Here is a 26,710-nt window from a genome sequence, read left to right on the forward strand (position 1 = left end):
GAGGACGTCGCCAGACACGGCGCAGCGGGGAGCTGACCATGACGGTGCACTTGACCCTGGCCGGTGCGATCCACGTGGTGCTGGCGCTGCTCTGCAGCGCCGTCGGGCTCATCCAGTTCCTCCGTCCCAAGCGTGGCGCCGGCCATCGCGCGCGCGGCTATTTCTACGTCTACGCCATGCTGGTCTCCGACGGCACGACCCTTCTGATCCACCGGTTCACAGGGCACTTCAACGTCTTCCATGTCGCCGCGATCGTGAACTTCGGCTGTGTCGTGCTGGCGGTCGTTCCGCTGTTGCGCACGCCGAGGCCGTCGAACTGGAGATCGATCCACTACCATTTCATCGCCTGGTCCTATGTGTCCCTGATGTCGGCCGCGGCGATCAACACAGCGTTGCGGCTGGCGCCGGTGACGACGCGGGAGCAGGCCGGCTTGGTAGCACCGATCGTGTCGATCGTGTCGATCGCGACGATGGCGATCGCCCATCTCGTGATCCGCAGGCACCGGCCTCCAGCGGACGTGACGACGCCAACCACCGGGCTGGTGAAACGGAGCGGAGCGCCGTCGTGATCGACAGCAAGCAGGCTTCCGAAGCGCTGACCGATATCGAGGACACCGTCCGCCGCGTGCGGCAGTCGCAGATCTATGAAGTCTCCAGTCTCGTCCTGCTGATGTGGGGCGTGCTGGCGTTCGTCGGCAACATCTCGGGCTGGTTCTGGCCGCGCTACGGGCTCTACTTCTGGTTCGCGGTATACGCAATTTCGGCCGTGGGGCTGATCATCATCAGCGCCTACCACCGTTCGAAAAACCGCATTCGCGTATTCGACGACCGCTATTTTCTGACCTTTGCGCTGATCGCCGCCTTCGGCATCTTCTGCTGCTATTTCGGCCATTTCACGCCGCGCCAGCAGACGGCGTTCTGGCCGATCTACATCATGCTGTTCTACATGATGGCCGGGGTGTGGTTCGGCACTGCCTTCCTGGTCATCGGCGCCACCATCGTCGCGTTGACGCTGATCGGCTATTTCTACGTCCCTGGCCTATCGCTGTTGTTGTGGATGGCCGTCGTCAATGGCGGCGGCCTGACCCTCGGCGGGCTCTGGATGCGGCGGAGCTAGCAATGGCCGAGCTCGACGACATCATCCACCAGCCGCTGCGCCTGAAGATCATGGCCGCGCTGAACGCCCTCCCTGTGGAGGTGGGGCTGGAATTCGCCCGCCTGAAGAAGCTCACCGGCGCCACCGACGGCAATCTCGGCGCGCATATCGAGACCCTGGCGAAGGCGGGTTATGTGTCGGTGGAGAAGGCGTTCGTTGGAAAGAAGCCACAGACCACCGTGACGGCCACGGCTGCGGGCCGGGTCGCGTTTGCAAGGCACGTGGCGACCTTGCAGGAGATCATCGCGGGGAAGCAGTTGTAGCGGTCGTTCCGGGATGTCGCGAAGCGACTCTTGCTGCGGATCGGAATGCTGATTGCTGCGCCCGCGGCACCTTCTCTCATCAGGTGAGACTGGGCCCGAGACACCCTGGCTCAAACAATGAATTGCCGCATTATTGTCCTCGCTCAACAAAGTTCTTAAGCGCTGCAGCGACCTCAGGGTATAGAAACGAAAGAACGGGGAGCCACGTCGCATTCGGCATGTAGCGCGGATCTCGCGACTTCAACAGCGGCGCGAACTCTCTCAGTTTGCGCTTCCATTTCCCGGTTACATCCTGACTGTCGAACAATGGTTTGTGACCTGATTTTTCCAGGGCGTAGCCAAACGCGAGCAGGACTTCCGTATGAAGCTGCGCCAGTTGATGGGCAACCTGGATGAGGTGATCGAATTGCCATCCTATGGGACGCCCGTGCACCGCGCTGAGAACCCCGTGCATCATTGCCCGGAAACTCGAATCCCCGCTCGGGTGGTCGGGAAGCTGGATTCCAATCGCGTTATACCGTTCTCGAATTTGCCGCCAATTTTCTAGGCGTTCGGGCGTACCGTCGAGATGCGGAGTCATGGCTTCCGTCCAGAATGCCACAAGCTCGTTGCGGAGGGGCTGGTGAGATTGTTCATCGAGAACCCGCCTCTGTCCTTCGTAGTTGAAATAAAAGAGTCGCTGATTGAGCAAATCCTGCGTCAGTTCGTGAAACGAGATAACGGCTTCATCCCATTGATCGACGATAGAGCCGTTTTCGAGAGCCGGCCGCCGAAAATGGCACCGCAGCATGAAGCGCTTGGCCTCTTCAGATAGCGTCGTCGTCTCTTCATCGACAACGAAAACATTCGCGTTGTTTGAGAACAGCAGATCGTCGGTCGTCATGCGGCGGTACTCGGGTGAAAAGCTGCCCAGCACCCACACCAGGACCGCACCTTGATCTCGGTAGAAGAGACGACGGCTTACGACGACATCGAGAAATGTCGTCGATAGTTGTGCCTCGAACGCAAACAGACGTTCGGCGGTGGCGGCCTGTATGTCGGGCCGTCGCCATGCGTTCGGGTCCTGTTGATCGACCCATCTGGCTTCCGTCTGAACGCTGTCCGGAATGAATTGCGGGTCTGCACGAAGGCTGCGTTCAATCCGTCGTTTCATGCGTTTGTGGGCCTCACTTTCGCGTAGGCCGTGATACTTGCGCGCGCGTATTTGCTCCTCGGTAAGCCGGCCGCGGGTCTGCGCCCGGCACGTGCCGTCTTCGCGAGTGTGCCGGAAAAAGAAACGCTTTTGCGGGCTGGCGACTATGTAAACCGGCGTACCGCACAGGACGCAGATATGTGTTGGCGTGTCTTGTTTGAGGTTCTCGCGCATCCTCACGCGTTCCGCGATAACCTCATCGTACCGGAATGACCTGATGAAATCGTTCGTCGGCCGGATTTCTCCCGTGACTAGGTCGATGACTTCAGCAATTTCGGGATCACTTACCGGCTCAGCGGTCGAGGAGGGATCGATAGTGACGTTATAGCTGTTTCGCGACGGTAGCTCTGTCACGCCCATTGGCGGCACCCCTCCGGCATAGAGCCCCTGTGAACCTCAAAGACTACAGTGCACCAAACCATGCCAATCAGTGCTGTGGGTTTGGAATCTAGTGCACCGTCACCGTAGTGTAGTGTTTTCAAGCGGGAACGCGGAGGTGAGTAGCGAAAAAAATGGCAGTGGCGGTCAACCACCATCACTCGTCCTTTTTGGCGATTGACTTTAAAGAGGTATACTCACCTTTAAATAGAGCCTCCCGCATGTCGACTCTTGCGCTGTACTTCTTTGTAAGCCTGTCCAACAGCGAGATAAAATTAGAGGCATCCTTCATGAACGTCTGCCAATGAGGGCTCTTCTCGGACGAACGGTCTCTATTGGTCAGCTTCATATCACCCCAAGCTTCGACAGCGCCGAGCACCTCATCGCTCGAAGGCTTCATTTCATAGAGGTAGCGAATTATTCTAAGAAGCGTTCCGGCTTTGCTTCGAATTAGGCTGCGATAAGTTTGGAATGTTGTTTGCCCGCGCTCAAGCCTGGGCATCACGCCCCCCAATACCGGAATGACCCAAGCTGTCTCGAAGCGCTCGGTATTCATTGACCGCACAAAATCCAGGACTGAGTCCGTTTCGTATCGACTCGATATCGCAAAAATTCCATTTGCGAAATCGTTGTCGCTTAAACTCAGAACGTATAATGCGCAAAAGTATTCCTGGAACGAGCGGTGAGCAAATCGATAGGCATTGCCCTCCAATATCAATAAGCTTGTCGCGCTTGTCATGTCTCGTAGGAAATCTTCGGGCCTTGCCTTCAAATCTGTCAGCTTCTTCGCTTTTGCTAAATGAAACTCTAGCTCCGATTCCCTCATGGAGAAATGTTCGCTTACATAGCTTGACGCACAGAAGGCGGAAAGCAGAGTCACGAAATCGCTTTTCTCAAGCCTCGTATGTTTTTCGCGTTCATAGCCAGCCTGCTTACGAGCGTCGTGTTTGCTCCACAAGGCATTGAATGCGTCTTCGTAGAATTCGTGACGTTTATTTGATATTCGCCCCGCATCCGCGTACGTCAGTAGCATTACTACGCACAGCAAAGGCAATTCCAAAAACTCCGCGTGCGACTTAAATAGCTCCTTTCGCATAAGCGCAATAAACGAATCCCTCACTTTCTCATCGAATGGAAGCTTGCTAACTAGCTCAGCTGAGCCATCAGGTTTCAGTGGAAGTAACTCGAATGTCTCAAAAAGCTCTAAAACGCGCAGTGAACCACTGGGGCGCCCGGAGACAACAAGAGGGCACAATTGGTAGTCTCGACAACCTTGCTCTAAAACGGCTGCATAATGCGTCTCGTGAGACACACGCAATTCATCAAAGCCATCGATAAAGATTGAGAAAATCCCAGACTTGAGACCATCGAGAGCTTGTTCGCGCGACAATTCCTGCCCGGAGCTTTTGAAGGCGGTCGTGATGATGCCCGCAAAGTCAGTAAGTGGAAGTCTGTTAAGATCGCGAGCCTCGAAGAAGATGGGAATTTTTGAGGCCGCCGAGGCGGCTAGCTTGAGGTAAAGGTGTTTTAGAAAAAATGTCTTTCCTGCCCCCGCGGGTGCGGACAGAGCAACTGCAATTGTAGTTCGATCACCTTTGTTCGTGGCAGTTTCCGCTTGAAGCAAATTGATGATCTCGTCGGAGTTTAGATGATCAAATCTGCTAGCTCGGCCGATTCCTGACAATCGACGAACATCAAGCGGGACATAGGTATCCGAAAGATTGGAGCTTTGCACGTCATAGATCAGTGTTCGTACTAGCGAGCATCGCTGAGACTGGACCTGGATATAACTAGCAAACAACGCCTTGTCTTTATTTTTGTGTTTCGCCCACCTCTCTTTCACTTTTGCTTCTGCAAAGTCCAAAATACGATCAATCGCGCGTTGCGCGACTTGGGTTGAAATTTTTGTTGTATCGACTCCGTACTCAGATGCCATTTACATGCTCTCTTTTCAGAACCCTCTTTTGCGCAGCACGAACAGGGGGCAGGGCTTTGGAGTTTTGTTCACTGTGAGCGTAATTCGTAATTATTCTTTGGGTCAGCCCTTTGGATATTCTCAAGCCTGCCAATCGGGTTCATAGGTGCGAAGGGGAGGATGACGTTTGATGCCTGCGGCGTCGAGCAAGTCGCATTGTGCTTGCGTCAGCTGGGCTGGTCGCATAAAGCGCATCGTCTGCAATATCTTCGCGAGGCAATCGTTTGGCGCACAGTGTATCTCAGAGCCTGTGAAGCGAAGGAGCACGATCCCCTTCGATGCAGCCAGCTTGTTCTTCTTAGCATCGTTCTGGCGCTGCTCAGGGCTGCTGTGGAAGTCCTTGCCGTCACACTCAACGATGATCATGGGAAACGGCCGCCCTTTGCGAGAAATCGCTAGATCATAAATATACCGATCAAGAAAATACCGAGGCTGGCACGTCAAAGTCTCGTCGCCTATGACGCGCAACGCCTTCCTAATCCTTACACCAAGCGAGACCTCAATTGGGGAATCGCAACCCGGCCCAATCTCTCGTGCCATAGCTGCAAAATCGACCGCTTCAGCAAGACATGCTGAGAACGGCTTGAAGCTTGTCGCGGTCAGTTCGTCAGTTTCACCACTATCGAAGTGCTCCATGTTCATGCAGGCTCCGCGTTGAGGTAAGTCCAAGCCGACGTGGTACCCTCGCCGCTCTCAGCACATAGCCTGACGAGGCGACGCAACTGACGCTTGCGTACGGTCCGAGCTTGGCGGCAATGTAGATCAACGACGAACTCGCTATCTTCCTCGGGGAAATCGAGGTGATAACGATGGCAAATGCAAACCATCCTCACCACGCTCAGACCGTCGTAACCGGCGAACGATTCCGAGTACGAATAAATCTCAGCGAGCTTCAGGCGCTCTCTGTCACTTGGCGCATAGGCATCCGACTTGCGGGCCATCACCCCAAGCCATTCCCATTCCCATTCCGTCCAGTCGTTGTCGGGGAGTTGCTGCAACCGGGCAGCAAGTTCACGAAAGAATGCGATGTCCTTCGCCTTCTCCGCGACTTTGGAAATCATTTCCATGAAGCAGGCCCCATAGGTTCGGAACCAACTCAACACGCGCACAACGTGGGGATAGGAACAGATTCGTGAACTTCTGAGAACTAAACAACCCCAGAATCAGTCGTGAATTCATTTGCTTATCGGTCAAGCGATTTATTCTTGAAATCACAGCCAATTCTCCACAGCGCCGCTTGCACCTTAGAATTGGACGCACGTGGTGGATTGGGGTTTGGGGAAGCGCTGGCCGAAGGCGGAGGTAAATTCCTGAGTATCGTTGACCAGTATGCGCATGGCGCGGCCCGACGAACTCCGGGCTCGCGCCTAAGCGGCGCCCCGGAATGACGGGAGTTCGGCGCCGGCCCCCCCTTCACACCCGCCCCGATTCGTGCGACCTCCGCCCCAGCAAAACCCCTCATTCTGAGCCTTCGATGCACATTCTCCTGCTCGGTTCCGGCGGCCGCGAACATGCCCTGGCGTGGAAGATCGCAGCCTCTCCCCTGGTGACCAAATTCTGGTGCGCGCCCGGCAATGCCGGCATCGCCAGGGAGGCGGAATGCGTGGCGCTCGATGTCGCCGACCATGCCGCCGTGATCGACTTCTGCAAGAAGAACGCGGTCGAGCTCGTGGTGGTCGGGCCGGAGACGCCGCTCGCGGCCGGCATTGTCGACGATCTCGCCGCTGCCGGCATCAAGGCGTTCGGCCCGAGCAAGGTGGCTGCCCAGCTCGAAAGCTCCAAGGGTTTCACCAAGGCGCTGTGCACCGAGTTCGGCATTCCGACCGGTGCCTATGAGCGATTCACCAATCCCGACGACGCGCGCGCCTATGTGCAGAGCCAGGGCGCGCCGATCGTGGTCAAGGCCGACGGCCTTGCCGCGGGCAAGGGCGTCGTCGTCGCCAAGACCGTGCGCGAGGCCGAGGACGCCATCGCCATGATGTTCGAGGGCGCCTTCGGCGAGGCCGGCACCGAGGTCGTGATCGAGGAGTTCCTGCCCGGCCGCGAGATCAGCTTCTTTGCGCTGTGCGACGGCGAGACGGCGATCCCGCTGGCCTCCGCCCAGGACCACAAGCGCGTGTTCGACCACGACGTCGGCCCGAACACCGGCGGCATGGGCGCCTACTCGCCGACGCCGCTGGTGACGCCAGGGATCCACGACGCGATCATGGCGAAGATCATCCTGCCGACGGTATCAGGCATGAAGCAGCGCGGCACGCCGTTCCGCGGCGTGCTCTATGCCGGGATCATGCTGACGACGCAGGGCCCGAAACTGTTCGAGTTCAACGTCCGCTTCGGCGATCCCGAGTGCCAGGTGCTGATGTTGCGCATGATGTCGGACATCGTGCCGGCCTTGCTTGCGGCCTGTGATGGGGAGTTGAAGCATTTCGATCTGCGCTGGCATCCGGAATCCGCGCTCACCGTGGTGATGGCCGCGAAGGGCTATCCCGGCGACTACCAGAAGGGCACGCGCATCCAGGGGTTGGAGGAGGCCGCCAAGGTCGAGAGCGTCGAGATCTTCCACGCCGGCACGGTGGCGAAGGACGGCGCCATCCTCGCCAATGGCGGCCGCGTGCTCAATGTCTGCGCGCTCGGCAAGACCGTGACGGAAGCGCAGAGCCGCGCCTACCAGGCCGTCGACCGCATCGTCTGGCCCGAAGGCTTCTGCCGCCGCGACATCGGCTGGCAGGCGGTGGAGGCGGAGAAGGCCAGGAGCTGACAAGACTTGAGTTCGTGCTTCCGGACGACGCGCAAACGCGCCGATCCGGAATCTCGACGTTTGCGCCACCGCGTCGCCACATCGACATTCCAGAAATGTACAATGGGCTGTTGGGGTTAACAGCCCCGCAGATAATACCGCTACTGTGCATGGGGTTGTTTTCGACATTTTGTTGTGTCGGGGCTGGCTCCGGGACTGACCAGACAAGGATGCAGAAAGATGTCCGACCTCGCCGACCTCTATCCGGGCTTCGCCTCCGAGTGGATCGACACCTCGTTCGGCCGCATCTTCGCCCGCGTCGGCGGCAAGGGCCCGCCGCTGCTGCTCCTGCACGGCTTCTCCGAGACGCATGTGATGTGGCACCAGGTGGCGCCGCAGCTGGCCGACCATTTCACGCTGATCATCGCCGACCTGCCGGGCTACGGCTGGTCCGACATGCCCGCGAGCGATGCGCTGCACATGCCCTACAGCAAGCGCGCGATGGCGAAGGCCATGGTCGAGGCGATGGAGCGGCTCGGCCACGTGCATTTCGCGCTGGCCGGCCACGACCGCGGCGGCCGTGTGTCGTATCGGTTGGCGCTCGACCATCCCGGCCGGCTGTCGAAGCTCGCCGTGCTCGATATCCTGCCGACCTACAATTACTGGGAGCGGATGAACCGCGCCTATGCGCTGAAGATCTATCACTGGACCTTCCTGGCCCAGCCCGCGCCGTTGCCGGAAACGCTGATCTCGGGCAATGGCGAGTTCTTCCTGCGCTTCAAGATGGCGAGCCAGACCAAGTCGAAGACGCTGGACGCGATCGACAAGCGCGCGCTCGAACACTACATCGCCCCGTTCCGCGATCCCGCCCGGGTGCACGCGATGTGCGAGGACTACCGCGCCGGCGCCTATTTCGACTACGACCTCGACAAGGCTGATTTCGAGGCCGGCAAGAAGATCACGATCCCGATGCTGGCGCTGTGGGGCAATGCCGGCGTCGCGCAGGCCGCCGCGACGCCGCTCGACACGTGGAAGCAATGGGCCACGAACGTCGACGGCATGCCGGTGGATTCGGGGCACTTCCTCACGGAGGAGAACCCGGATGTGACCGCGAAGGCGTTGCGCGAGTTCTTCTTGGCTTGAGCCTCGCTGTCCGCCAAGCATTCAACTGTCATCGCCCGGCTTGACCGGGCGATCCAGTACTCCGTGACGGCAGTGATTGAACCGAGAAGCCGCGGCGTACTGGATGCCCCGCCTTCGCGGGGCATGACAGCGGAGTGCGTTGACCTACCGCCGTTCCCGAAAAAACTCCTTGAGCAGCCGCGCCGCCTCGCTCTCGCCGACGCTGGAATAGACGTCCGGCGCGTGGTGGCAGGTTGGGGAAGCAAAGAACCGCACGCCTGATTCCACCGCGCCGCCCTTGGGGTCGGCGGCGCCGTAATAGAGCCGGCGGACCCTTGCAAAGGAGATCGCGCCCGCACACATGGTGCAGGGCTCCAGCGTCACGTAGAGGTCGCAGTCGACGAGGCGCTCGCTGCCGATCTTTTTCGCCGCCTCGCGCAGCGCGACAATTTCGGCATGGGCGGTGGGGTCATGGTCGGTCAGCGTCCGGTTGGCGGCGGTGGCGATGACCTCGTGATCGCGGACCACCACGCATCCGATCGGAACTTCGCCCGATTTTCCGGCATTTTCGGCCGCCAGAAGCGCCAAATCCATGAAAGAAGGGGCTTTCATGCCTCGTATCATCGCCAGAAACCTGCTACTAGCTCCGCCTTCAGCAAGAGTGGATACCGATTTTGCCTGAGCATGCGGCTCGGAACGAGCGCGCACAATGCTCATCGCGCCACCCCTAAGTGAGATCATTCATGCCTCGCGACAGCGACAAAGACAACGACTCCCGCGGCCGGCGAGGCCCGGCCAAGGGCCGTAGCGGCAAGCCGCGTGGGCCCGAGAAGAAATTCGCCAAGCGCGGCTTCGAGGCCAAAGGCGACCGCGACAGAAGCCCGCCCCGCGAGGGCCGCCCCTTCCGTCGCCGCGAGGAGGGCGATGCCCCGCGCCGCGATTTTTCCGACCGTCCGCGCTTCAAGCGCGACGATCGCGGCAGCGAGGGCCGTGGTGAGCGCAGCTTCAAGCCGCGCGGCGACCGGCCGTTTTCCGATCGCTCTTCGCGTGATGGCGAGAAGCGGTCCTTCAAGCCGCGTGGTGATCGCCCGTCCTATGGCCGTGACGACCGTCCGCCGCGCAGCCGGGATCGCGACGAGTCCCGCCCCGCCGGCCGGTCAGGCGACAAGAAATTCGGTGACAAGCGGCCGTATTCGCCGCGTGGCGATCGTCCGGAACGCAAGTTCGACGGCGAGCGGAAGTTTTCGCGGGGAGGGCCGGATCGCGAACGCGACCGTGGGGATCGCGGACCGCGCGAGGATCGTAGCGAGCGCAGCTTCAAGCCGCGTGGTGACCGCCCGAATTTTGATCGCGGTGATCGCGCGCCTCGCGGCGAGCGCCCCGAACGCAAATTCGAGGACCGGAAGTTTTCGCGTGGCGGGCCGGATCGCGGGCCGCGCAAGGATTTTGGCAGCCGCGACCGCGGCGAGGATAAGCCCTGGCAAAAGCGTGACCACCGCAGCGAAGGTGGCGGCAGCGAAGACCGTCCGCGCTTTTCGCGCTCGCGCGATGATCGGCCGTCGGGTGATCGTCCGTTCCGCGACCGTTCGAAATTCGATCGTCCGCGCGAGCGGCCGGAAGGCCGTTCCGATTGGCACGAGCACCCGCGCAGCGAGGGCCGCTTTCGCGATCGTCCGCGGCGCGAGAACGAGGACGACAGCAGGATCTTCGAGAAGCGTCCCGCCTTCGGCGGCCGCGGCGCCTATCGCGAGCGCGGTTTCGAGGGCCGGCCGCGCCGCGAGGACGCGCCGAAGCCGAAGAAGGCCGGCGAGCGTATCGCCAAGGTGCTGGCGCGCGCAGGCCTTGCTTCGCGCCGCGACGCCGAGGAGATGGTCACGCAGGGCCGCGTCACCGTCAACGGAAGGGTGATCAACTCGCCGGCGCTCGACGTCACCAAGAACGACGTCGTTCTGGTCGACGGCAAGCCGTTGCCGGAGCGCGAGCGCACGCGGCTGTTCCTCTACCACAAGCCGCGCGGGCTGATGACGACGCATGACGACCCCGAGGGGCGTCCGACCGTGTTCGACAATCTGCCCGAAGGGCTGCCGCGCCTGATCAGCGTCGGCCGGCTCGACTTCAACACCGAGGGCCTGCTGCTGCTCACCAATGACGGCGGGCTCGCGCGCACGCTCGAGCTGCCCGACACCGGCTGGCTGCGCCGCTACCGCGTCCGCGCCCATGGCGACGTCACCCAGGCGCAGCTCGACGAATTGAAGAGCGGCATCGAGGTCGAGGGCGTCAAATACGGTCCGATCGAAGCGACGCTGGAGCGCGACCAGGGCGCCAATGTCTGGCTGGTGTTCGCGATCCGCGAAGGCAAGAACCGCGAGGTGCGCAACGTCTGCGCCCATCTCGGGCTCGAGGTGAACCGGCTGATCCGCGTCTCCTACGGCCCGTTCCAGCTCGGCGAGGTTCCCGAAGGCCAGGTCGAGGAGATCCGCTCGCGCGTGCTGCGCGAGCAACTCGGCGACAAGGTGATCGAGAAGTCGGGCGCGCAGTTCGACGTAGCGCAGAAATCATCTTCGCGCGTCGACGACGCGCCGAGCGAGAAGAAGCCCGCCAGCAAGCGCGCCGTGATCAACGACCGCAAGGGCCGCCGCGTGCTGGTGCAGCGCACCGGCAGCGAGGAGGCGCGCGAGCGCAACGAGATGGACGCGAACGGCTACGGCCCGCCGCGCCGTCCCAAGCGCGGCTATCACGGCAAGCGCGACCTGACGCCGCGGGAGGACTAGCTTTGCGCGTCGTCGGCGGCAGGTTGAAGGGGCGCAATCTGGCCTCACCGTCCTCGCGCGACATCCGCCCCACGGCGGACCGGTTGCGCGAGTCCGTGTTCAACATCCTCGTCCATGCTTACGACGATCCGATTGCGGATGCGCGCGTGCTCGATCTCTTCGCCGGCACCGGCGCGCTCGGCATCGAGGCCTCGTCACGCGGCGCCAAGTTCACGCTGTTCGTCGACAATGGCGCCGAGGCGCGGGCGCTGCTGCGCAACAACGTCGAGTCGCTCGGCCTCGGCGGCGTGACAAAAGTCTATCGCCGCGACGCGACCGATCTCGGCCCCGCGCATCCCGTCGAGCCGTTCTCGCTGGTGTTCCTCGATCCGCCCTATGGCAAGGGTTTCGCGGAGAAGGCGCTCGCGAGCTTGCGCGACGGCGGCTGGCTGACGCCGGGTGCGCTGCTGGTGGTGGAAGAAGCGAAGGCCGCGCAGTTCGTGACGCCCGAGGGGTTCGAGGAATTGGAGCGGCGCGCGTATGACGACACGGAGTTCGTGTTCTTGAAGAGGCCGTAGCGTCACTGCGTAGGGTGGGCAAAGCGAAGCGTGCCCACCATCGATGTCGAGTACGCGGATACATGGTGGGCACGCGCGCGAAGAGCGCGCGCCTTTGCCCACCCTACAGGAGCGCCACTCACCGCCGCCCGAACAGCTTCTCCACATCGCTCAGCTTCAGCTCGACATAGGTCGGCCGGCCGTGATTGCACTGGCCCGAGTTCGGGGTGTCCTCCATCTCGCGCAGCAGGGCGTTCATCTCTTCCGGCCGCAGCCTGCGGCCGGCACGCACCGAGCCGTGGCAGGCCATGGTGGCGGCGACGTGCATCAAACGCCGTTCGAGCGGAAGCGCCTCGTCCCACTCGGCCATGTGCTCGGAGAGATCGCGCAAGAGGCCGCCAGCATTGGTCTTGCCGAGCAGCGACGGCGTCTCGCGCACGGCGACGGCGCCGGGGCCGAAGGATTCGATGGCAAGGCCGAATGACGCCAGCTCCTCGCTGCGCTCCAGCAGGCGCTCCACCGTGGCCTCGTCCATCTCGACGATCTCGGGGATCAAAAGGATCTGCCGCTGCACGCCGTTGGCAGCGAGCGAGGCCTTCAGCCGCTCGTAGACGATGCGCTCATGCGCGGCGTGCTGGTCGACGATGATCAGGCCGTCGCGGGTCTGCGAGACGATGTAGGTCTCGTGGATCTGCGTGCGCGCCGCGCCGAGCGGGCGGTCGACGAGGTCAGCCACCGGCTGCGTCTCGATCCGCACGTCAGCGCTGGGCGCGCCGACGTCGAAGGCGGCCTGCGCCCGCTCGGCGAAGGCCGGCGCGGCGGCGCCTTCGAAGGACGGCATCGGCGCGACCGGGGCGGATGGCGAGGCGCGCCAGTCCCAGCCTGCCGGACGCGGCGGCGAGAACGCCGGCCGGAACGAGGACAATGCGCTCTCGCCGCTGTTGGCGGCGGTGCGCCGGCCCTCGCGTGCCAGCGCCTCCTTCAATCCGTGCACGATCAGGGCGCGCACGAGACCTGCATTGCGGAAGCGCACCTCGGTCTTGGCCGGATGCACGTTGGCGTCGACCTCGCGCGGGTCGAGCGTGACGAACAGCGCCAGCACCGGATGACGGTCGCGCGGCAGATAGTCGGAATAGGCCGCACGCACGGCGCCGAGGATCAGCTTGTCGCGTACCGGTCGGCCGTTGACGAAGAGATATTGCCCGAGCGCGTTGGCCTTGGTCAGCGCCGGCGCCGCGGCATAGCCGGACACGACAATGCCCTCGCGCTCGGCATGGACCTCGATGGCGTGGCTGCGGAATTCCGCGCCCAGGATATCGCCGAGCCGCGTCAGGCGGCCGGCGGCGCCGGGCAGGGCGGCCGCCCAGGTCACCGGCGCGCGCTCCTCTCCGGCGAGCGTGAAGGCGATGTCGGGCCGTGCCATGGCGAGACGGCGCACCACCTCGCGGATCGCCTCCGCCTCGGTGCGGTCGGTCTTCAAGAATTTCAGCCGTGCCGGCGTCGCATAGAAGAGGTCGCCAACCTCGACGCGCGTGCCATGCGCCAGCGCCGCCGGCATGATCCCGGACTTCTCGCCGGCTTCGACCGACAGCGCCCAGGCGTGCGGCTCGCTGGCATGTCGCGTGGTGATGGAGAGCCGCGCCACCGAGCCGATCGAGGGCAGGGCCTCGCCGCGGAAGCCGAGGGTGCGGATCTGCAGCAGATCCTCGTCGTCGAGCTTGGACGTGGCGTGGCGCTCCACGGCGAGCGCGAGATCCTTCGCGGTCATGCCGCTGCCGTCGTCGGTGATGCCGATTCGCCGCCGCCCGCCGCCATCGGTGAAGACGTCGATCCGGCTCGCGCCGGCATCAATGGCGTTCTCGACGAGTTCCTTGACCACGCTCGCCGGACGCTCCACCACCTCGCCGGCGGCGATGCGGTTGACGACCTGTTCTGGCAATTGACGGACGGGCATGAGGCTTTCGATCTGGGATTCGCTGACGGCGCTATTCTAGGCCGTGTTGCGTCAAAAGCATGTGTTGGGCAACAGCCGCGTCGCGGCCTGGGGAAGAGGGATGCCTATCACATTGAAGACATTGGGCGTTCGAGAAAATCGCGCAAGCCGGATGAAGCGACTTCCAGCTACCGTCGTGATTGTGGGGGCCCGGGCCGCGGTGTAGCATCGTGAAAAAATGGCAACAGGACGGGAGGACGCCATGTGCCATCTCTTCGCGCACCAGCCCCAACGCGACTACGAATCCCAGACCCGATCCTTGCGGATCGGCGGGCACTGCACCTCGATCCGGCTGGAAATGGCGTTCTGGGACACGCTGGAGGAGATCGCGGCCAAGGAGGGCATGAGCCTCGGCAAGTTCCTGACCACGCTCTACAACGAGGTGCTCGACCATCACGGCGAGGTCAACAATTTCGCCTCGCTCTTGCGCTGCTCGTGTTTGATCTACCGCTCGAGGAGCATGGCGCCGGTGCAGGAGTTCAAAGCCACGGTGGCGCCCATTCTGGACGCGGCCGAGTAGCTCTTCCAACAAAGGTGCGTAGCCCGGATGGAGCCCCGGATTACGCTTTCGCTCCATCCGGGCTACGCGACTCCCTCCACATCGTCATTGCGAGGAGCTCGCGACAAAATTGCGTAGCAATTTTGCGCTGATGCGACGAAGCAATCCAGAATCTTTCCGCGTCGGCAGTCTGGATTGCTTCGCTTCGCTCGCAATGACGGGGGAGAGAGCGGTTTGCCTATCGGGGCCTCAAATCTCCTTCTTCTGCATCGCCCCCGCAATGTAATCCGCCTGCCGGATCGCCAGCGCGACGATGGTCAGCGTCGGGTTGCAGGCCGCGCCGCTGGTGAACTGGCTGCCGTCCGAGACGAACAGGTTCTTGATGTCGTGGCTCTGCCCGAACTTGTTGACCACGCCATCCCTCGGCTTCTCGCTCATTCTGTTGGTGCCGAGATTGTGCGTGCTCGGATAGGGCGGCGTCGGATAGGTCACGGTGGCGCCGACGGCGTCGTAGACCGCGGCGCCCTGCTTGTAGGCATGCGCGCGCATCGCGACGTCGTTGGGATGGTCGTCGAAATGCACGCTCGCGACCGGTTGACCGAACTTGTCCTTCACGACGGGGTCGAGCGTGATGCGGTTGGTCTCCTGCGGCATGTCCTCGCCGACCAGCCACATGCCGGCCATCCTGGGATAACCGTCGAGCGCTGACGTGAACGAGCGGCCCCAGGCGCCGGGGTTGAGGAACGCCGCCATGAAGGGCAGGCCGATCGACAGCGTCTCCATCTCGTAGCCGCCGACGAAGCCGCGCTTCGGGTTGTTGACGGCTTCATCGCGGATGATGCCGGCCATGGTGGTGCCGCGATACATGTGCACCGACTTCTCGAACACGGCATAGACGCTCCCGGTCATGTGGCGCATGTAGTTGCGGCCGACCTGGCCGCTGGAGTTAGCCAGGCCGTCGGGGAACATCGTGGAGGCGCTGTTGAGCAGCAGCCGCGGACTCTCGATCGAATTGCCGGCGACTGCAACGATGCGCGCCTTCTGGCGCTGCATCGCACCTTGCTCGTTGGCGTAGACGACGCCGGTGACCTTGCCGCCGGCGTCATGCTCGATCTTGACCGCCATGCTGCTTGGCCGCACTTCGAGATTGCCGGTCGCCTCGCCCTTGGGGATCTCGGTGTAGAGCGTCGACCATTTCGCGCCGGATTTGCAGCCCTGGAAGCAGAACCCGATCTGCTGGCAGGAGCCGCGTCCGTCGCGCGGCTGGCTGTTGATGGCCATGTTGCCGGTGTGCACGGTCTTGTAGCCGAGCTTCTTCGCGCCGGCTTCCAGCACCTTGAAGTTATTGTTGCCGGGAAGTCCGGGAATGCCGTTGGTGCGAGTCACGCCCATCTTGTTCTCGGCCTTGGCGTACCACGGCTCCATCTCGGCAAGCGTGACCGGCCAGTCCAGGAGGTTCGCGCCGGGAATGTTGCCGTAAGTGCTCTTCACCTTGAACTCGTGCTCGTCGAAGCGTAGCGAGGCGCCGGCCCAGTGTGTGGTCGAGCCGCCGACGGCCTTGACGATCCACGCAGGCAGGCCGGAAAAATCCTTGGCGACGCGCCATGTCCCCGACGTGGTGCGCGCATCGGTCCAGGCGAGCTGGGAAAAACTCTCCCACTCGTCGTTGACGAAGTCGTGGTTTTCGATGCGGGGACCTGCTTCGAGAATGACCACCTTGACGCCCTTCTGCGCGAGCTCGTTGCCCAGCGTGCCGCCGCCGGCACCGGAGCCGACGATCACCACAACGCTGGAATCGTTCAGATCGAATTTTGCCATATGCGTTCTCCTGAACCGTTGGGTGCGTTAAGCCTTCGGCAGCCAGTCGATGTCGGCGAAGCCGCGGTTGATGTAGCCGCCATGCTCGGCGGAGGAGCCCTCGTAGCCGAACCGCGGCCAGACCTCTTTCTGGTTGTAGAGCGAGACGACGAGATCGCCGCGCACCTTCTGGAAGAAGTCGCTCTGCTCGATCTCCTTCAAGAGCACCACGCGGTCGGCTTCCCAGGGCACCTCGACATAAGGCACCTTGTGGCGGTCACGGGCGTTCTGATCGAGCCGGCTGATGCCGTCGCTGATCAGCGCTTTGACCGCGGGATCCTTCGCCGCCTTGCCGTCCCACGGCTTGATCGCGGTGATGTAATAGCTGTCGCCGAGCACATCGTGCGGATAGATGTCACGCGCGACCTTCAGCAGCGTCTTCATCGTCGCAGGCGAGAGCGCGCTCGTCTCTTCGGCCCAGGCGCCGTCGATGCCGACACCGACGCTGGTCGCAACTGTTACGACCGGCACGGCGGTCGCCGCGCCCTTGAGAAAGACGCGGCGGCTGTGCTTGCTTCGACGATCGACTTCTCTCATGGCATTCCTCCGTGGATTTTTATGATTTGGATTTTTGTGATGTGTTCAGCCGAAGCGTCCGCCCCGCTGGATCACCTCGATCTTGTAGCCGTCGGGATCGCTGACGAAGAAGAAGCGCGCCAGCGTTTTGCCGTCATGCTTGAAATCGCGTAAGGGGCCCGGTGCGAGCTTCTCGCGCTCGAAGCGGGCATGCTCGGCATCGAGATCCTCGACCACCACGGCGAGATGGCCGTAGCCGTCGCCGAGCGCATACGGCTCCTTGCGATCGAAATTCACCGTCAGCTCGACCTCGAAAGGTGAGGAGGGGTGACGCAGATAGATCAGGGCGAAATCCGCGAATTTCAGGTGGTCGGCGACTTCCAGGCCGAAGGCGCGCCTGTAGAAGTCGAGCGATCGCGCCTCGTCGCGCACGCGGATCATGGAGTGGACGGGCTTGGCCATTCAGTTCTGCTCCTTGAGGTAGGTGATGATGGCGGCGCGCGTCTCCGGCTTGGCGGCACCATCCGACGGCCTTGCGGCCGGCAACGGCATCTGCGCGTCGGCAACCCGCACCACCAGCACCATCGCGGTGCACAATCCCAGCACGACCACGCGCATCGCCAAGAATCCGCGCATCTCCATCCGCCCATCAACATCAACGTGCGCAAACACTAGGCGCGGTCAAACATGCGATGGTAGTAGCGGGCTGTTTCGCTGCGCGCGGAGATGCTTGTGGCGTGTGGTGTTCCGCGCTGCCTTATATGCGGAGCACAATTCCGCGAAACCGCCGTCAAATCCCTAAACGTTCACCACACGATGCGCATTGCATGACGGTTGCGCCGCTTGAACTCTCTACGCGATGCAATGGTCCGGTGCAGACGAGCGGCGCAGGAGAGCCGCCGAGCCATTCATTGCGAAAAAATCCAGGAGAAATGGATGATGTTGGTGAAGACCTCGATGATCGCATGCGCTCTGGCGGCTCTCGTTGCGACGCCTGTTCTCGCGCAAGGTGCGCCACCCGCCAAGACAGGCGGCACGGTGCAAAGCAAACCAATGCAAGGCGGTACGATGGGCAGCGGCGATGAGGAGATGAATGCTCAGCCGGGCGCAGCGGGCGAGAAGTCCGGCATGAAGTCAACCAAGGGCACCAGAGGCACCACGGGTAGCGCTACGCACAAGGGAACGGCCGACGATTCCACGACAGGCGGCGCAGCCCCGTCCAAGCGCTACTAGTCCTGCCGGGTAAACCGGCAAAACTCCGGTCGCCTTGCGGCCGGAGTTTCTTTGCCGCGCCGGTTAGTCGTCGAAGCGGCCGCCGCGGCCCGCCTTGATGTCGCTGCGGCGTTTCTTGCCTTCGAGCCGGCGCTGCTTGGAGGCGAAGGTCGGCCGTGTCGCGCGCCGCGGCGTCGGCCGCACCATGGCTTCCTTGAGCATCTCGACGAGGCGGTCGATGGCGTCCTGGCGGTTGCGCTCCTGGGTACGGAAGCGCTGGGCGTGGATCACGATGACGCCGTCCTTGGTCATGCGCTGGCCGGCGATGCGGGCGAGGCGCAGCGCGGCATCCTCGGGCAAGGTCAGCTTGCGCGTGTCGAATCGCAGCTGCGCGGAGGTCGCGACCTTGTTGACGTTCTGCCCGCCCGGGCCGGAGGCGCGGACAAAGCCGATCTCGATGTCGTCCTCGTCGATGACGAGATCGCGGGATATCCGCAGCATGATGGCACCATGAAAAAGAATCGCGTGCGCAACATATCTGCTCTGGCGGAAATTTGCCGCGCTCTATCCGTTCCCTCCCCCCTTGCGGGGGGGGGGGGGGAATCGCATTTGAGAGCTTTTCCCTGCGGCCATCCTTCGAGACGCCCGCTTTAGGCGGGCTCCTCAGGATGAGGGCGGAGTGCGCGGCAGCAGTTTCGACGGGCACTGACGCCGATGAGCCTCATCCTGAGGAGGCGCGTCAGCGCCGTCTCGAAGGACGAGGCGTGCGCGCAGGCCGCCGCAACAAGTCATATGCGATAGCCCTGCCCGCAAGGGGAGGGCAATCGCATATGAGCAGTGCACTTTTGGGCACGATAGTCTCCACACATCGTCATGGCCGGGCTTGTCCCGGCCATCCACGCCTTGCCACGCAGCACAAAGAACGTGGATGCCCGGGACAAGCCCGGGCATGACGACCTCTGGTGAAGGTTCAAATGCGATTGCCCTCCCCGCAAGGGAGGAGGGAGCGCAGTGTGCCGTGTGCGAGAGCGGTGGTTACGAACCGGTCAGTTCGACTTCGGCGCCGTGGCCGCCGGCTGTGCCGCGGCCTGCGGGGCGCGGCCGACGACGACGGTCAAGAGGCCCTGGCCCCAGAGACGCTTGGCAGCCGCCTTGGCATCGTCCAGCGTCACTGCGTCGACGATGGCGTTGCGCTTCTCGATATAGTCGATCGGCAGCTTGTCCTGCTGATATTGCAGCAGCGCCTGCGCCAGCTTGGACGAGGTGTCGAGCGCCAGCATCTGCGAGCCCTTGAGGTAGGACTTGGCCTCGTCGAGCTCCTTCTGCGTCGGGCCTTCTTCGGCGATCCGGCGCACCTCCTTCTCGATGGCATCGATGGTGTCGCCGGCGCGGTCGGCGCGGGTGCCGGTACTGCCGATGAACACCGCCGAATGCTCCATCCAGAGCAGCGATTCGAACACCGAATAGGCCAGCCCGCGCTTCTCGCGCACCTCGCGATAGAGCCGGGAGGACAGGCCGCCGCCGCCGAGGATGTGGTTGACGACATAGGCCGCCATGAAGTTGGGATCGCTGCGCTTCACGCCGGGGCCGCCGAAGGTGATCACGGTCTGCGGCACGTCGAGCGTCACGAAGGTGCGCTGCGGCGGCTTTGCAGCCTCGACGTCGGGGACCGGCGTCAGATTGGCCTTGGCGGGCAGGCTACCGAAGGTGTGGTCGAGCAGCTTCCCCAGGGTCGCCGGATCGACGTCGCCGACGACCGCGATCTTGAGCCCATCCTTGGCGAGGACGCGGCCGACATAATCCCGCATGTCGGCGACCGTGATGGTCGGCACGCTGTCGAGGTTGCCGTTGCTCTGCCGGCTGTAGGGGTGATTGCCGAAGGCGACCTCCAGGAACTTGCGGCTCGCCAGCGATGTCGGATTGGTGGTCTCGCGGCGCAGGCCCGAGATGACCTGCGAGCGGATGCGTTCGACGTCGGCGCTGTCGAAATGCGGCGAGGTCAGCGCGCTCCTGAGCAGGTCGAAGGCTTCGTCCTTGTTGTCGCGCAGCATGCGCAAGCTGCCGCGGAAGGTGTCGCGGGTGGCGCTGAAGGAGAGCTCGATGGCGCGGCGGTCGAGCCGTTCATGGAACGTCTTGGAATCGAGATCGCCGGAGCCTTCGTCGAGGAGATCGCCGACCAGATTGGCGACGCCCGGCTTGTCCTTGGGATCCTGCGCCGAGCCGCCGGCGAAGGAATACTCCATCGCGATCAGCGGCACGGTCGCGTCCTGCACGAACCAGGCTTCGATGCCGCCCGGCGAGATCAGGTGCTGGATTTTTGCGGCGGCCTGCGACGGCGAGACCGCAGCCAGCGCGAGCGTCGCGCCGGTGACGAAGGACAGCGCGAAATGTCGTGTGCGTGGCAAGTATCTTGCGCGAAGGAAGGAATAGGTCACGAACGCTTCTCCTCGCGCTTGGCGGTGGCGGTGTCCTTGATCAGATAGCCCGTCACGCAACGCTTCTTCTCGAGCCATTTCTGCGCAGCGGCGCGGACCTGCTCGGCGGTGACGGCGCGGATGCGATCGGGCCAGCTCCTGATGTCCTCGATCGACAGGCCCGTGGTCAGCGCGCCGCCGTACCAGCGCGCCAGCACCGCCTGGTTGTCCTGGGCGTAGATCGCTTCGGCGATGAGCTGGGTCTTGACCCGTTCCAGATCCTCAGCGCGGATCGGGTTCTGCGCAACGTTGGCAATGACACCATCGACCGCCTGTTCCACTTCTGCGAAGCTGACGCCGGGTTTCGGCGCAGCCGAGATCGCGAATTGGGTCGGGTCGAGCGAGATGCTCGAATAGCTGGCGCTGGCGGAGACCGCGAGCGGCTTGTCGACGACGAGGGCGCGGTAGAGATAGGAATTGCTGCCGCTACCCATCAGCTGCGCCAGCACGTCGAGGGCCGCGCTCTCGCCGGCCGCGGCCGTGGTCGCCGAGGGCACCAGATAATAGCGCCGCATGTTCGGCTGCTCGACGCGCGGGTCGGCCAGTGTGACGGTGCGCGGGGAGGCGGGCTCCGGCTCCTGCGGACGGACACGCCGCGCCGGGATTGCGGGCTGGGCGGGAATGGAGCCGAAATTGCGCTCGACCAGCGGGCGGATTTCGGCGGCGTCGACGTCGCCGGCGATCACCAGGATCGCGTTGTTCGGCGCATAGAAGCGACGATAGAAGGCGAGCGCATCTTCGCGATCGAGCTTCTCGATCTCCTGATGCCAGCCGATCACCGGACGCCCATAGGGATGGTTGAGATAGAGCGCGGCCATGATCTGCTCGTTCAGCCGCGCGTCCGGATTGTTGGCGACGCGCATATTGTACTCTTCGAGCACGACGTCGCGCTCGGGCAGCACGTTCTCGTCCTTGAGGACGAGGCCCGTCATGCGGTCGGCCTCGAATTCCATCATGGTCGGCAACTGCTCTTTCGGCACACGCTGGTAGTAGTTGGTGTAGTCGACCGAGGTCGAGGCGTTCTCGTTGCCGCCGACGCGAAGCACGGTCTGGGAGAATTCTCCGGCCGGATGCTTCGAGGTGCCCTTGAACATCAGGTGCTCGAGGAAATGGGCGAGGCCGGACTTGCCCGGCGTCTCGTCGGCCGATCCGACCTTGTACCAGATCATCTCGGTGACCACGGGGGTGCGGTGATCCGGGATCACCACGACCTGCATGCCGTTATTGAGCGTGAAGCTGGCGGGTGGGGCCGATGTCACCGTGGTCTGGGCAAGGGCGGCGCCGGCCGAGAGGACACTCGTCGAAAGCAGCGCGGCAAGAAGGCAGGCAGCCGATCGGTAAGAGGACATCATGATCCCTAATGAAAGGTCGAGCCCGGATCTCCGGCTCGGAAGGCACGGCATGCTACACCGTGCGGCTGAGGCTTCGCGTCACGAAGCAGAGAACGCAAGTTCTAGGCAAGTTACTGATAAGCAATTTTGAGCGGCGTCGGGCGGATATGAGCCGCCGATCCTCGATTCGCGTCTGTCAGAATGTCGCGACAGGCAGGAACGCTATTGTTCCTTCTCCTTGCCGGACATGATGTCGTAATACATCCGCCGCGACTTGTCCGGCCCTGCGCCATAGGCATAGTTCGGCGACGGCGTCTGGTAGCCCGGCGGCGGCTCGACCAGCGACTGGCGCGGCGGTTCGCTGGTGAATTTCTTCTCTTCGGTGCCGTTGCCGCCCTTCATCATGTTCCACAGACCACCGGTGAAACCGAGTTCGGCGGGGCTCAGCGAGGGGTTGCCGTTGGTGCCCGGCTGAATGGGATCGTTGCTGGTGCGGGGCGCTGCGGCAACCTGTCCGGCCTTCATCTCGGCGGGCGTCAGCGGCTGGGCGGCCTGCCAGTTCTCCGTTGCCTTGCTGGCCTTCTTGCGCGCGGCGATGGCTTCCTTGCGGCGCTTTTCTTCGGGGTCTTTGGGCCAGTTGGGCGCAGCCTTGGCTTCGGTCGCAGGGGGCGGCAGGTCGAGCTTGGGCGGCACGACCAGCGGCGAGCGCTCGCGGTACTCGATGCCCTTCTTCTCCATGCTCTTGGCGCCGATGCCGGACATCAGGTTGTCGATGAGCCTCTCTTCGAAGGTCATATCGTCTTCCTCGTCGTCGTCACCGGCGCGGGCCGCGCCGGTCGACATGACGAGACCGATGCCGAGTGCGACCGCGGACAATTTCAATGCCCGCCAGAACCCCCACCGGGGGTCTCGCACCATCGAACCGCTGGTCATCGCGCTGCGCATCACTTTACCTGTCCCATATTGTGGCAGATTGCCGCTCGCGCGCGGCTCTAACTCTTGCAAAAGCCGGGTTCCACCGGCCGGTCCGTATCGGCCGGGATCAGGGCGCTTTTGCGGCGGGTACCCCCAGGAAGGAATCATACAATAGCGCCGCCACCCCAGCAACGATCGCCACGTCCGCGAGGTTAAACACATACCAATTATAGGTATTTCCGGCGATTTCGATGTGGAACAGGGCGAAATCCACCACCGCGCCATAGGCCAGGCGGTCGATGCCGTTGCCGATGGCGCCGCCGATGATCAGGCCGAGCGCGACGGTCGCCAGCACGGTGTGCGAGCGGGCCATCCAGATCGCCAGTGCGACCACCGCGATACCTTTGACGGCCATCAGCGCGAGCTGCGCTGCCTGGCTGTCGTTCTGGAGCCAGCCGAAGCTGATGCCGATATTCCAGGCCAGCACCAGGTCGAAGAACGGCGTCACCCTGACCGCGCCGCGATGGGCGAGGTCGAACACGTTCAAGAGCCAGAGCTTCGAGGCCTGATCGGCCACGAGCGTGACCACGGCCGCGAGGATACCGGCGCGGAGCGGGGTCATGGTCGTCCGATCAGGCGCTCACCCCCAGCGCCCTCCATTCGCGCAGCGCCTTCGCGTCGCGCGGGGTGACGTCGGGGTATTCAGGGTCCTCGCCGACCGTCGGCGAAATCTTCCAGGAGCGGGCGCATTTGGTGCCGACCGCCTTCTCCACCACGACCGCGACGCCGGGCACGGCATCGAGACGGAACGCCGAAGCCGGCGCCTCGCCCTCACGCACCTCGTAGTTCGAGGTGATGCAGATCTCGGCGAGATCGGTGTCGAACAGCGTCATCAGCATGTTTCGGTCGGCGACATAGATCACCGGCGATGCCTCGAGCGAGGAGCCGATGTTCTTGGCGGCGCGCTCCAGCTCGAGCGCCCCGGTGACGACGCGGCGGACGTTGCGGATCGTCTCCCATTTTGCGGCGAGCTTGTCGTCGCGCAGGTCCTCGAGGTCGGTCGGGAACAGCGTCAGATGCACGGACGGCTCGGCGTCGGGCCGGTACATGCGCCACGCTTCCTCAGCAGTGAAGCTGAGGATCGGGGCCAGCCATTTCAGGATCGAGGCGCACAACAGGTCGATGGTCGTCAGCGCCGCCTTGCGCGTCAGCGACGAGGGCGGATCGCAATAAAGCGTATCCTTGCGGATGTCGAAGTAGAACGCGGAGAGCTCGCTGTTCAGGAAGGCGGACAGGATGGCGACCACGGTCTTGTAGTCGAACTCCCGATAGGCCTTTCCGATCGCGGCGGCACGCACCGCGAGCTCGTGCAGCATGAATCGCTCCAGCTCCGGCATCTCGGCGGGCGCGACTGCGTCGGCCGGCTTGTGGTGATGCAGCGTGCCCAGCATCCAGCGCACGGTGTTGCGCAGCTTGCGATAGGTCTCGACGGTGTTCTTCAGGATCTCGGGTCCGATGCGCTGGTCGTCGGTGTAGTCGCAGGACGCGACCCAGAGCCTCAAGATGTCGGCGCCGGATTCCTTGATGACGGCCTGCGGCTCGATGGTGTTGCCGAGCGACTTCGACATCTTGCGGCCGTCCTCGGCCTGGGTGAAGCCGTGGGTCAGCACGATGTCGTAAGGTGCGCGACCGCGCGTGCCGCAGCTTTCCAGCAGCGAGGAGTGGAACCAGCCGCGGTGCTGGTCCGAGCCTTCCAGATACATCACCGTGTCGGCGCCGCCATCGACCTTGCGCTTGATGCCTGACAGCCCCGGGAAATGCACGGGGTCTTCCAGCACGAAAGCGTGGGTCGAGCCGGAATCGAACCAGACGTCGAGAATGTCGTCGACCTTCTGCCAGTCTTCGTTCGCGCGCGCCCCGAGGAAGCGCTCGCGCGCGCCCTTCGCGTACCAGGCGTCGGCGCCTTCCTTCTCGAAGGCTTCCCCAATGCGCGCATTGACGGCCTCGTCCTGGAGGATCTCGGCGGAGCCGTCACCCTTCTCGCGCACGAACACGGCGATCGGCACGCCCCAGGCGCGCTGGCGCGAGATCACCCAGTCCGGGCGCGCCTCGATCATGCCGTTGATGCGGTTCTCGCCCGATGGCGGCACCCATTGCGTCACCGAGATCGCGTGCAGCGCGCGGGCGCGCAACGTGTCGCCGCTCTTGGCTTTGCCACCCTGCGCCACTTCCTTGTCCATCGCGATGAACCATTGCGGCGTGTTGCGGAAGATCACCGGCTTCTTGGAGCGCCAGGAGTGCGGATATTGATGCTTCAGCCGGCCGCGGGCGAGCAGCATGCCTCTGTCGACGAGCGCCTTGATCACGGCCTCGTTGGCATCGCCCTTCTCGCCCTTGTCGGTGATGACGCGCTTGCCGGCAAAGCCCGGCGCATGGTCGGTGTAGGCGCCGTTCTCATCGACGGTGTAGGGGATCGCGGTGTTGATGCCGCGCGCATCGAGATCGCGCGCCTGCGCCGTCCAGGCGTCGAAGTCCTCGCGGCCATGGCCGGGCGCCGTGTGCACGAAGCCGGTGCCGGTATCGTCGGTGACATGGTCGCCGGGCAGCAGCGGCACGATGAAGTCATAGCCGTCGCCAACGCCCTTGAGCGGATGGGCACACTCGATCGCGTCCATGGTGTCGCCGGGGACCTCGCGGACCTTCTCATAGGCCGTCACCCGCGCCTGCTTGAACACTTCTTCTGCCAGCGCGTCGGCGAGGATGAGGAGATCGCCGGTCTTGGCCCAATTGTCGGCGGGCGCATCCGTCACCTTGTAGAGGCCATAGGCGATCTTCGGCGAGAACGAGATGGCGCGGTTGCCCGGCAGCGTCCAGGGCGTCGTGGTCCAGATCACGACGCTTGCGGAGGCGAGCGCACCGTGCGCGGGCGAGGTCACCGGGAATTTCACCCACACCGTATCGGAAGTGTAGTCCTCGTACTCCACCTCGGCTTCGGCCAGCGCGGTCTTCTCGACCACGCTCCACATCACCGGCTTGGATCCGCGATAGAGCGTGCCGTTGGCGGCGAACTTCATCAGCTCGCGCGCGATCTGGGCCTCGGCGGGATAGCTCATGGTGGCGTAGGGATGGTCCCAATCGCCGATCACCCCCAGGCGCTTGAACTCCTCGCGCTGCACGCCGAGCCAGTGCGTGGCATAGGCGCGGCACTCTTTGCGGAAATCGATCATCGCGGCACTGTCGCGGAAGTCGGGCTTCTGCTTGCCCTTCTTGCGATAATGCTCCTCCTCGACCTTCCACTCGATCGGCAGGCCGTGGCAGTCCCAGCCCGGCACGTAGTTGGAATCGAAGCCGAGCATCTGCTGGCTCTTGGTGACGAGATCCTTCAGGATCTTGTTCAGCGCCGTGCCGATATGGATGTTGCCGTTGGCGTAGGGCGGGCCGTCATGCAGCACGAACTTGGCGCGGCCCTTCGCACCCTCGCGCAGCTTTTCGTAGAGGCCGATCTCGTACCAGCGCTTGAGGATCTCCGGCTCGCGCTGCGGCAGGCCGGCGCGCATCGGGAATTCGGTCTGCGGCAGGAACAGGGTTTTCGAATAGTCTTTGACTTCAGGCTTCTGGGACTTTTGCGGCTTTTCGGACATGAGGCTGACTGGCTCGGAAGGGCGCGGGAACGGATGGCGATGCGGAATCGCGGGGTGAAAACGACAAAATCCCGGTCTTGCGCCGAGCCTTCAGGCTCAGGCGGAAGCCGGGCCGCTAATCCCTATGATGCGCCGCGCAAAC

Annotated in this window: 25 protein-coding genes; 9 read left to right on the forward strand and 16 right to left on the reverse strand. The window is 63.2% G+C overall.

The genetic code is table 11. The annotated features are described in order from the left end of the window. The first annotated feature begins 38 nt into the window (after nucleotides 1-38). Genes JQ566_RS18575 through JQ566_RS18585 form a run of 3 tightly spaced genes read left to right on the forward strand, consistent with a single transcriptional unit; the run spans nucleotide 39 to nucleotide 1,419 of the window. Nucleotides 39-569 (forward strand): DUF2306 domain-containing protein, encoded by a 531-nt coding sequence (locus tag JQ566_RS18575; protein ID WP_212374270.1) that lies wholly within the window; start codon nucleotides 39-41, stop codon nucleotides 567-569. After that, entirely contained in the window at nucleotides 566-1,117 is a 552-nt protein-coding gene (locus JQ566_RS18580) for a hypothetical protein (protein ID WP_212374272.1), read from the forward strand. The genes JQ566_RS18575 and JQ566_RS18580 overlap by 4 nt, the downstream gene beginning before the upstream one ends. Before the next feature lie 2 nt (nucleotides 1,118-1,119). Continuing rightward, nucleotides 1,120-1,419, forward strand: coding sequence for a winged helix-turn-helix domain-containing protein (locus JQ566_RS18585; protein ID WP_212374274.1), 300 nt, complete (start codon nucleotides 1,120-1,122; stop codon nucleotides 1,417-1,419). Between the two features lie 130 nt (nucleotides 1,420-1,549). Here the strand turns inward: JQ566_RS18585 and JQ566_RS18590 are convergent, their stop codons facing one another. From JQ566_RS18590 to JQ566_RS18605, 4 genes are all read right to left on the reverse strand, one after another. Further along, nucleotides 1,550-2,971 (reverse strand): DUF6035 family protein, encoded by a 1,422-nt coding sequence (locus JQ566_RS18590; RefSeq protein WP_212374276.1) that lies wholly within the window; start codon nucleotides 2,969-2,971, stop codon nucleotides 1,550-1,552. Nucleotides 2,972-3,146: 175 nt separating this feature from the next. Next, nucleotides 3,147-4,925, reverse strand: coding sequence for an NACHT domain-containing protein (locus JQ566_RS18595; RefSeq protein WP_212374278.1), 1,779 nt, complete (start codon nucleotides 4,923-4,925; stop codon nucleotides 3,147-3,149). A gap of 120 nt (nucleotides 4,926-5,045) precedes the next feature. Further along, the gene (locus tag JQ566_RS18600) at nucleotides 5,046-5,606 is read right to left on the reverse strand and encodes an endonuclease domain-containing protein (RefSeq protein WP_212374279.1); all 561 of its coding nucleotides are present in this window, start codon (nucleotides 5,604-5,606) and stop codon (nucleotides 5,046-5,048) included. Continuing rightward, nucleotides 5,603-6,031 (reverse strand): hypothetical protein, encoded by a 429-nt coding sequence (locus JQ566_RS18605; protein WP_212374281.1) that lies wholly within the window; start codon nucleotides 6,029-6,031, stop codon nucleotides 5,603-5,605. Before JQ566_RS18605 ends, JQ566_RS18600 begins: the two co-directional genes overlap by 4 nt. 407 nt (nucleotides 6,032-6,438) lie before the next feature. Here JQ566_RS18605 and purD point away from each other — a divergent pair, with 407 nt between their 5' ends. Next, a complete protein-coding gene (gene purD / locus JQ566_RS18610; RefSeq protein WP_212374283.1) occupies nucleotides 6,439-7,722 on the forward strand; it encodes a phosphoribosylamine--glycine ligase in 1,284 nt (427 codons plus the stop codon). Between the two features lie 219 nt (nucleotides 7,723-7,941). Further along, entirely contained in the window at nucleotides 7,942-8,844 is a 903-nt protein-coding gene (locus tag JQ566_RS18615; RefSeq protein ID WP_212374285.1) for an alpha/beta fold hydrolase, read from the forward strand. 144 nt (nucleotides 8,845-8,988) lie between these two features. Here the strand turns inward: JQ566_RS18615 and JQ566_RS18620 are convergent, their stop codons facing one another. Next, nucleotides 8,989-9,447, reverse strand: coding sequence for a nucleoside deaminase (locus JQ566_RS18620; protein ID WP_212374606.1), 459 nt, complete (start codon nucleotides 9,445-9,447; stop codon nucleotides 8,989-8,991). A gap of 119 nt (nucleotides 9,448-9,566) precedes the next feature. Here JQ566_RS18620 and JQ566_RS18625 point away from each other — a divergent pair, with 119 nt between their 5' ends. Then, complete coding sequence (locus JQ566_RS18625) at nucleotides 9,567-11,594, forward strand: pseudouridine synthase (protein WP_212374287.1); 2,028 nt, start codon at nucleotides 9,567-9,569, stop codon at nucleotides 11,592-11,594. Between the two features lie 2 nt (nucleotides 11,595-11,596). Beyond that, complete coding sequence (gene rsmD / locus JQ566_RS18630) at nucleotides 11,597-12,151, forward strand: 16S rRNA (guanine(966)-N(2))-methyltransferase RsmD (RefSeq protein WP_211414245.1); 555 nt, start codon at nucleotides 11,597-11,599, stop codon at nucleotides 12,149-12,151. A 118-nt stretch (nucleotides 12,152-12,269) separates the two neighbouring features. Here rsmD and mutL read toward each other — a convergent pair whose 3' ends face one another. Beyond that, nucleotides 12,270-14,084 carry a DNA mismatch repair endonuclease MutL gene (gene mutL, locus JQ566_RS18635; protein WP_212374289.1) on the reverse strand — a complete coding sequence of 605 codons (1,815 nt, stop codon included), beginning with the start codon at nucleotides 14,082-14,084 and terminating at the stop codon, nucleotides 12,270-12,272. A 241-nt stretch (nucleotides 14,085-14,325) separates the two neighbouring features. Here mutL and JQ566_RS18640 point away from each other — a divergent pair, with 241 nt between their 5' ends. Then, nucleotides 14,326-14,643, forward strand: coding sequence for a ribbon-helix-helix domain-containing protein (locus tag JQ566_RS18640; RefSeq protein WP_212374291.1), 318 nt, complete (start codon nucleotides 14,326-14,328; stop codon nucleotides 14,641-14,643). A gap of 228 nt (nucleotides 14,644-14,871) precedes the next feature. Here the strand turns inward: JQ566_RS18640 and JQ566_RS18645 are convergent, their stop codons facing one another. Genes JQ566_RS18645 through JQ566_RS34615 form a run of 4 tightly spaced genes read right to left on the reverse strand, consistent with a single transcriptional unit; the run spans nucleotide 14,872 to nucleotide 17,631 of the window. Beyond that, a complete protein-coding gene (locus JQ566_RS18645; protein ID WP_212374293.1) occupies nucleotides 14,872-16,440 on the reverse strand; it encodes a GMC family oxidoreductase in 1,569 nt (522 codons plus the stop codon). A 27-nt stretch (nucleotides 16,441-16,467) separates the two neighbouring features. After that, nucleotides 16,468-17,016: a gluconate 2-dehydrogenase subunit 3 family protein gene (locus JQ566_RS18650; RefSeq protein ID WP_212374295.1), complete on the reverse strand. Its 549-nt coding sequence runs from the start codon at nucleotides 17,014-17,016 to the stop codon at nucleotides 16,468-16,470. Between the two features lie 45 nt (nucleotides 17,017-17,061). Continuing rightward, nucleotides 17,062-17,457 (reverse strand): VOC family protein, encoded by a 396-nt coding sequence (locus JQ566_RS18655; RefSeq protein ID WP_212374297.1) that lies wholly within the window; start codon nucleotides 17,455-17,457, stop codon nucleotides 17,062-17,064. Further along, nucleotides 17,458-17,631 carry a hypothetical protein gene (locus JQ566_RS34615; protein ID WP_249139559.1) on the reverse strand — a complete coding sequence of 58 codons (174 nt, stop codon included), beginning with the start codon at nucleotides 17,629-17,631 and terminating at the stop codon, nucleotides 17,458-17,460. A 300-nt stretch (nucleotides 17,632-17,931) separates the two neighbouring features. Here JQ566_RS34615 and JQ566_RS18665 point away from each other — a divergent pair, with 300 nt between their 5' ends. Further along, nucleotides 17,932-18,228 carry a hypothetical protein gene (locus JQ566_RS18665; RefSeq protein ID WP_212374298.1) on the forward strand — a complete coding sequence of 99 codons (297 nt, stop codon included), beginning with the start codon at nucleotides 17,932-17,934 and terminating at the stop codon, nucleotides 18,226-18,228. A 63-nt stretch (nucleotides 18,229-18,291) separates the two neighbouring features. Here JQ566_RS18665 and arfB read toward each other — a convergent pair whose 3' ends face one another. The 6 genes from arfB to ileS all read right to left on the reverse strand — a co-directional run bounded on the left by arfB (nucleotide 18,292) and on the right by ileS (nucleotide 26,568). Beyond that, the gene (arfB, locus tag JQ566_RS18670; RefSeq protein WP_212374300.1) at nucleotides 18,292-18,708 is read right to left on the reverse strand and encodes an alternative ribosome rescue aminoacyl-tRNA hydrolase ArfB; all 417 of its coding nucleotides are present in this window, start codon (nucleotides 18,706-18,708) and stop codon (nucleotides 18,292-18,294) included. Between the two features lie 545 nt (nucleotides 18,709-19,253). Beyond that, nucleotides 19,254-20,642, reverse strand: coding sequence for a M16 family metallopeptidase (locus JQ566_RS18675; protein ID WP_434057826.1), 1,389 nt, complete (start codon nucleotides 20,640-20,642; stop codon nucleotides 19,254-19,256). Beyond that, nucleotides 20,639-22,033 carry a M16 family metallopeptidase gene (locus tag JQ566_RS18680; RefSeq protein ID WP_434057827.1) on the reverse strand — a complete coding sequence of 465 codons (1,395 nt, stop codon included), beginning with the start codon at nucleotides 22,031-22,033 and terminating at the stop codon, nucleotides 20,639-20,641. Before JQ566_RS18680 ends, JQ566_RS18675 begins: the two co-directional genes overlap by 4 nt. Nucleotides 22,034-22,234: 201 nt before the next feature. Next, the gene (locus tag JQ566_RS18685) at nucleotides 22,235-22,957 is read right to left on the reverse strand and encodes a hypothetical protein (protein WP_167407202.1); all 723 of its coding nucleotides are present in this window, start codon (nucleotides 22,955-22,957) and stop codon (nucleotides 22,235-22,237) included. Nucleotides 22,958-23,054: 97 nt separating this feature from the next. After that, nucleotides 23,055-23,549: a signal peptidase II gene (gene lspA, locus JQ566_RS18690; protein WP_212374304.1), complete on the reverse strand. Its 495-nt coding sequence runs from the start codon at nucleotides 23,547-23,549 to the stop codon at nucleotides 23,055-23,057. Between the two features lie 10 nt (nucleotides 23,550-23,559). Beyond that, nucleotides 23,560-26,568 carry an isoleucine--tRNA ligase gene (gene ileS, locus JQ566_RS18695; protein ID WP_212374306.1) on the reverse strand — a complete coding sequence of 1,003 codons (3,009 nt, stop codon included), beginning with the start codon at nucleotides 26,566-26,568 and terminating at the stop codon, nucleotides 23,560-23,562. Nucleotides 26,569-26,710: the final 142 nt, after the last annotated feature.

It is taken from the genome of Bradyrhizobium sp. SZCCT0231 (assembly GCF_018130245.1).
Taxonomy (GTDB): Bacteria; Pseudomonadota; Alphaproteobacteria; order Rhizobiales; family Xanthobacteraceae; genus Bradyrhizobium; species Bradyrhizobium japonicum_F.

What these genes read in the sequence shown, in the direction of transcription:
- JQ566_RS18575 (WP_212374270.1), top strand. Translation starts at nt 39, where the DNA reads ATGACGGTGCACTTGACCCTGGCCGGTGCGATCCACGTGGTGCTGGCG.
- JQ566_RS18585 (WP_212374274.1), top strand. Translation starts at nt 1,120, where the DNA reads ATGGCCGAGCTCGACGACATCATCCACCAGCCGCTGCGCCTGAAGATC.
- JQ566_RS18590 (WP_212374276.1), bottom strand. Translation starts at nt 2,971, where the DNA reads ATGGGCGTGACAGAGCTACCGTCGCGAAACAGCTATAACGTCACTATC.
- JQ566_RS18595 (WP_212374278.1), bottom strand. Translation starts at nt 4,925, where the DNA reads ATGGCATCTGAGTACGGAGTCGATACAACAAAAATTTCAACCCAAGTC.
- JQ566_RS18600 (WP_212374279.1), bottom strand. Translation starts at nt 5,606, where the DNA reads ATGAACATGGAGCACTTCGATAGTGGTGAAACTGACGAACTGACCGCG.
- JQ566_RS18605 (WP_212374281.1), bottom strand. Translation starts at nt 6,031, where the DNA reads ATGGAAATGATTTCCAAAGTCGCGGAGAAGGCGAAGGACATCGCATTC.
- purD (WP_212374283.1), top strand. Translation starts at nt 6,439, where the DNA reads ATGCACATTCTCCTGCTCGGTTCCGGCGGCCGCGAACATGCCCTGGCG.
- JQ566_RS18615 (WP_212374285.1), top strand. Translation starts at nt 7,942, where the DNA reads ATGTCCGACCTCGCCGACCTCTATCCGGGCTTCGCCTCCGAGTGGATC.
- JQ566_RS18620 (WP_212374606.1), bottom strand. Translation starts at nt 9,447, where the DNA reads ATGATACGAGGCATGAAAGCCCCTTCTTTCATGGATTTGGCGCTTCTG.
- JQ566_RS18625 (WP_212374287.1), top strand. Translation starts at nt 9,567, where the DNA reads ATGCCTCGCGACAGCGACAAAGACAACGACTCCCGCGGCCGGCGAGGC.
- mutL (WP_212374289.1), bottom strand. Translation starts at nt 14,084, where the DNA reads ATGCCCGTCCGTCAATTGCCAGAACAGGTCGTCAACCGCATCGCCGCC.
- JQ566_RS18640 (WP_212374291.1), top strand. Translation starts at nt 14,326, where the DNA reads ATGTGCCATCTCTTCGCGCACCAGCCCCAACGCGACTACGAATCCCAG.
- JQ566_RS18645 (WP_212374293.1), bottom strand. Translation starts at nt 16,440, where the DNA reads ATGGCAAAATTCGATCTGAACGATTCCAGCGTTGTGGTGATCGTCGGC.
- JQ566_RS18650 (WP_212374295.1), bottom strand. Translation starts at nt 17,016, where the DNA reads ATGAGAGAAGTCGATCGTCGAAGCAAGCACAGCCGCCGCGTCTTTCTC.
- JQ566_RS18655 (WP_212374297.1), bottom strand. Translation starts at nt 17,457, where the DNA reads ATGGCCAAGCCCGTCCACTCCATGATCCGCGTGCGCGACGAGGCGCGA.
- JQ566_RS34615 (WP_249139559.1), bottom strand. Translation starts at nt 17,631, where the DNA reads ATGCGCGGATTCTTGGCGATGCGCGTGGTCGTGCTGGGATTGTGCACC.
- JQ566_RS18665 (WP_212374298.1), top strand. Translation starts at nt 17,932, where the DNA reads ATGATGTTGGTGAAGACCTCGATGATCGCATGCGCTCTGGCGGCTCTC.
- arfB (WP_212374300.1), bottom strand. Translation starts at nt 18,708, where the DNA reads ATGCTGCGGATATCCCGCGATCTCGTCATCGACGAGGACGACATCGAG.
- JQ566_RS18680 (WP_434057827.1), bottom strand. Translation starts at nt 22,033, where the DNA reads ATGATGTCCTCTTACCGATCGGCTGCCTGCCTTCTTGCCGCGCTGCTT.
- JQ566_RS18685 (WP_167407202.1), bottom strand. Translation starts at nt 22,957, where the DNA reads ATGCGCAGCGCGATGACCAGCGGTTCGATGGTGCGAGACCCCCGGTGG.
- lspA (WP_212374304.1), bottom strand. Translation starts at nt 23,549, where the DNA reads ATGACCCCGCTCCGCGCCGGTATCCTCGCGGCCGTGGTCACGCTCGTG.
- ileS (WP_212374306.1), bottom strand. Translation starts at nt 26,568, where the DNA reads ATGTCCGAAAAGCCGCAAAAGTCCCAGAAGCCTGAAGTCAAAGACTAT.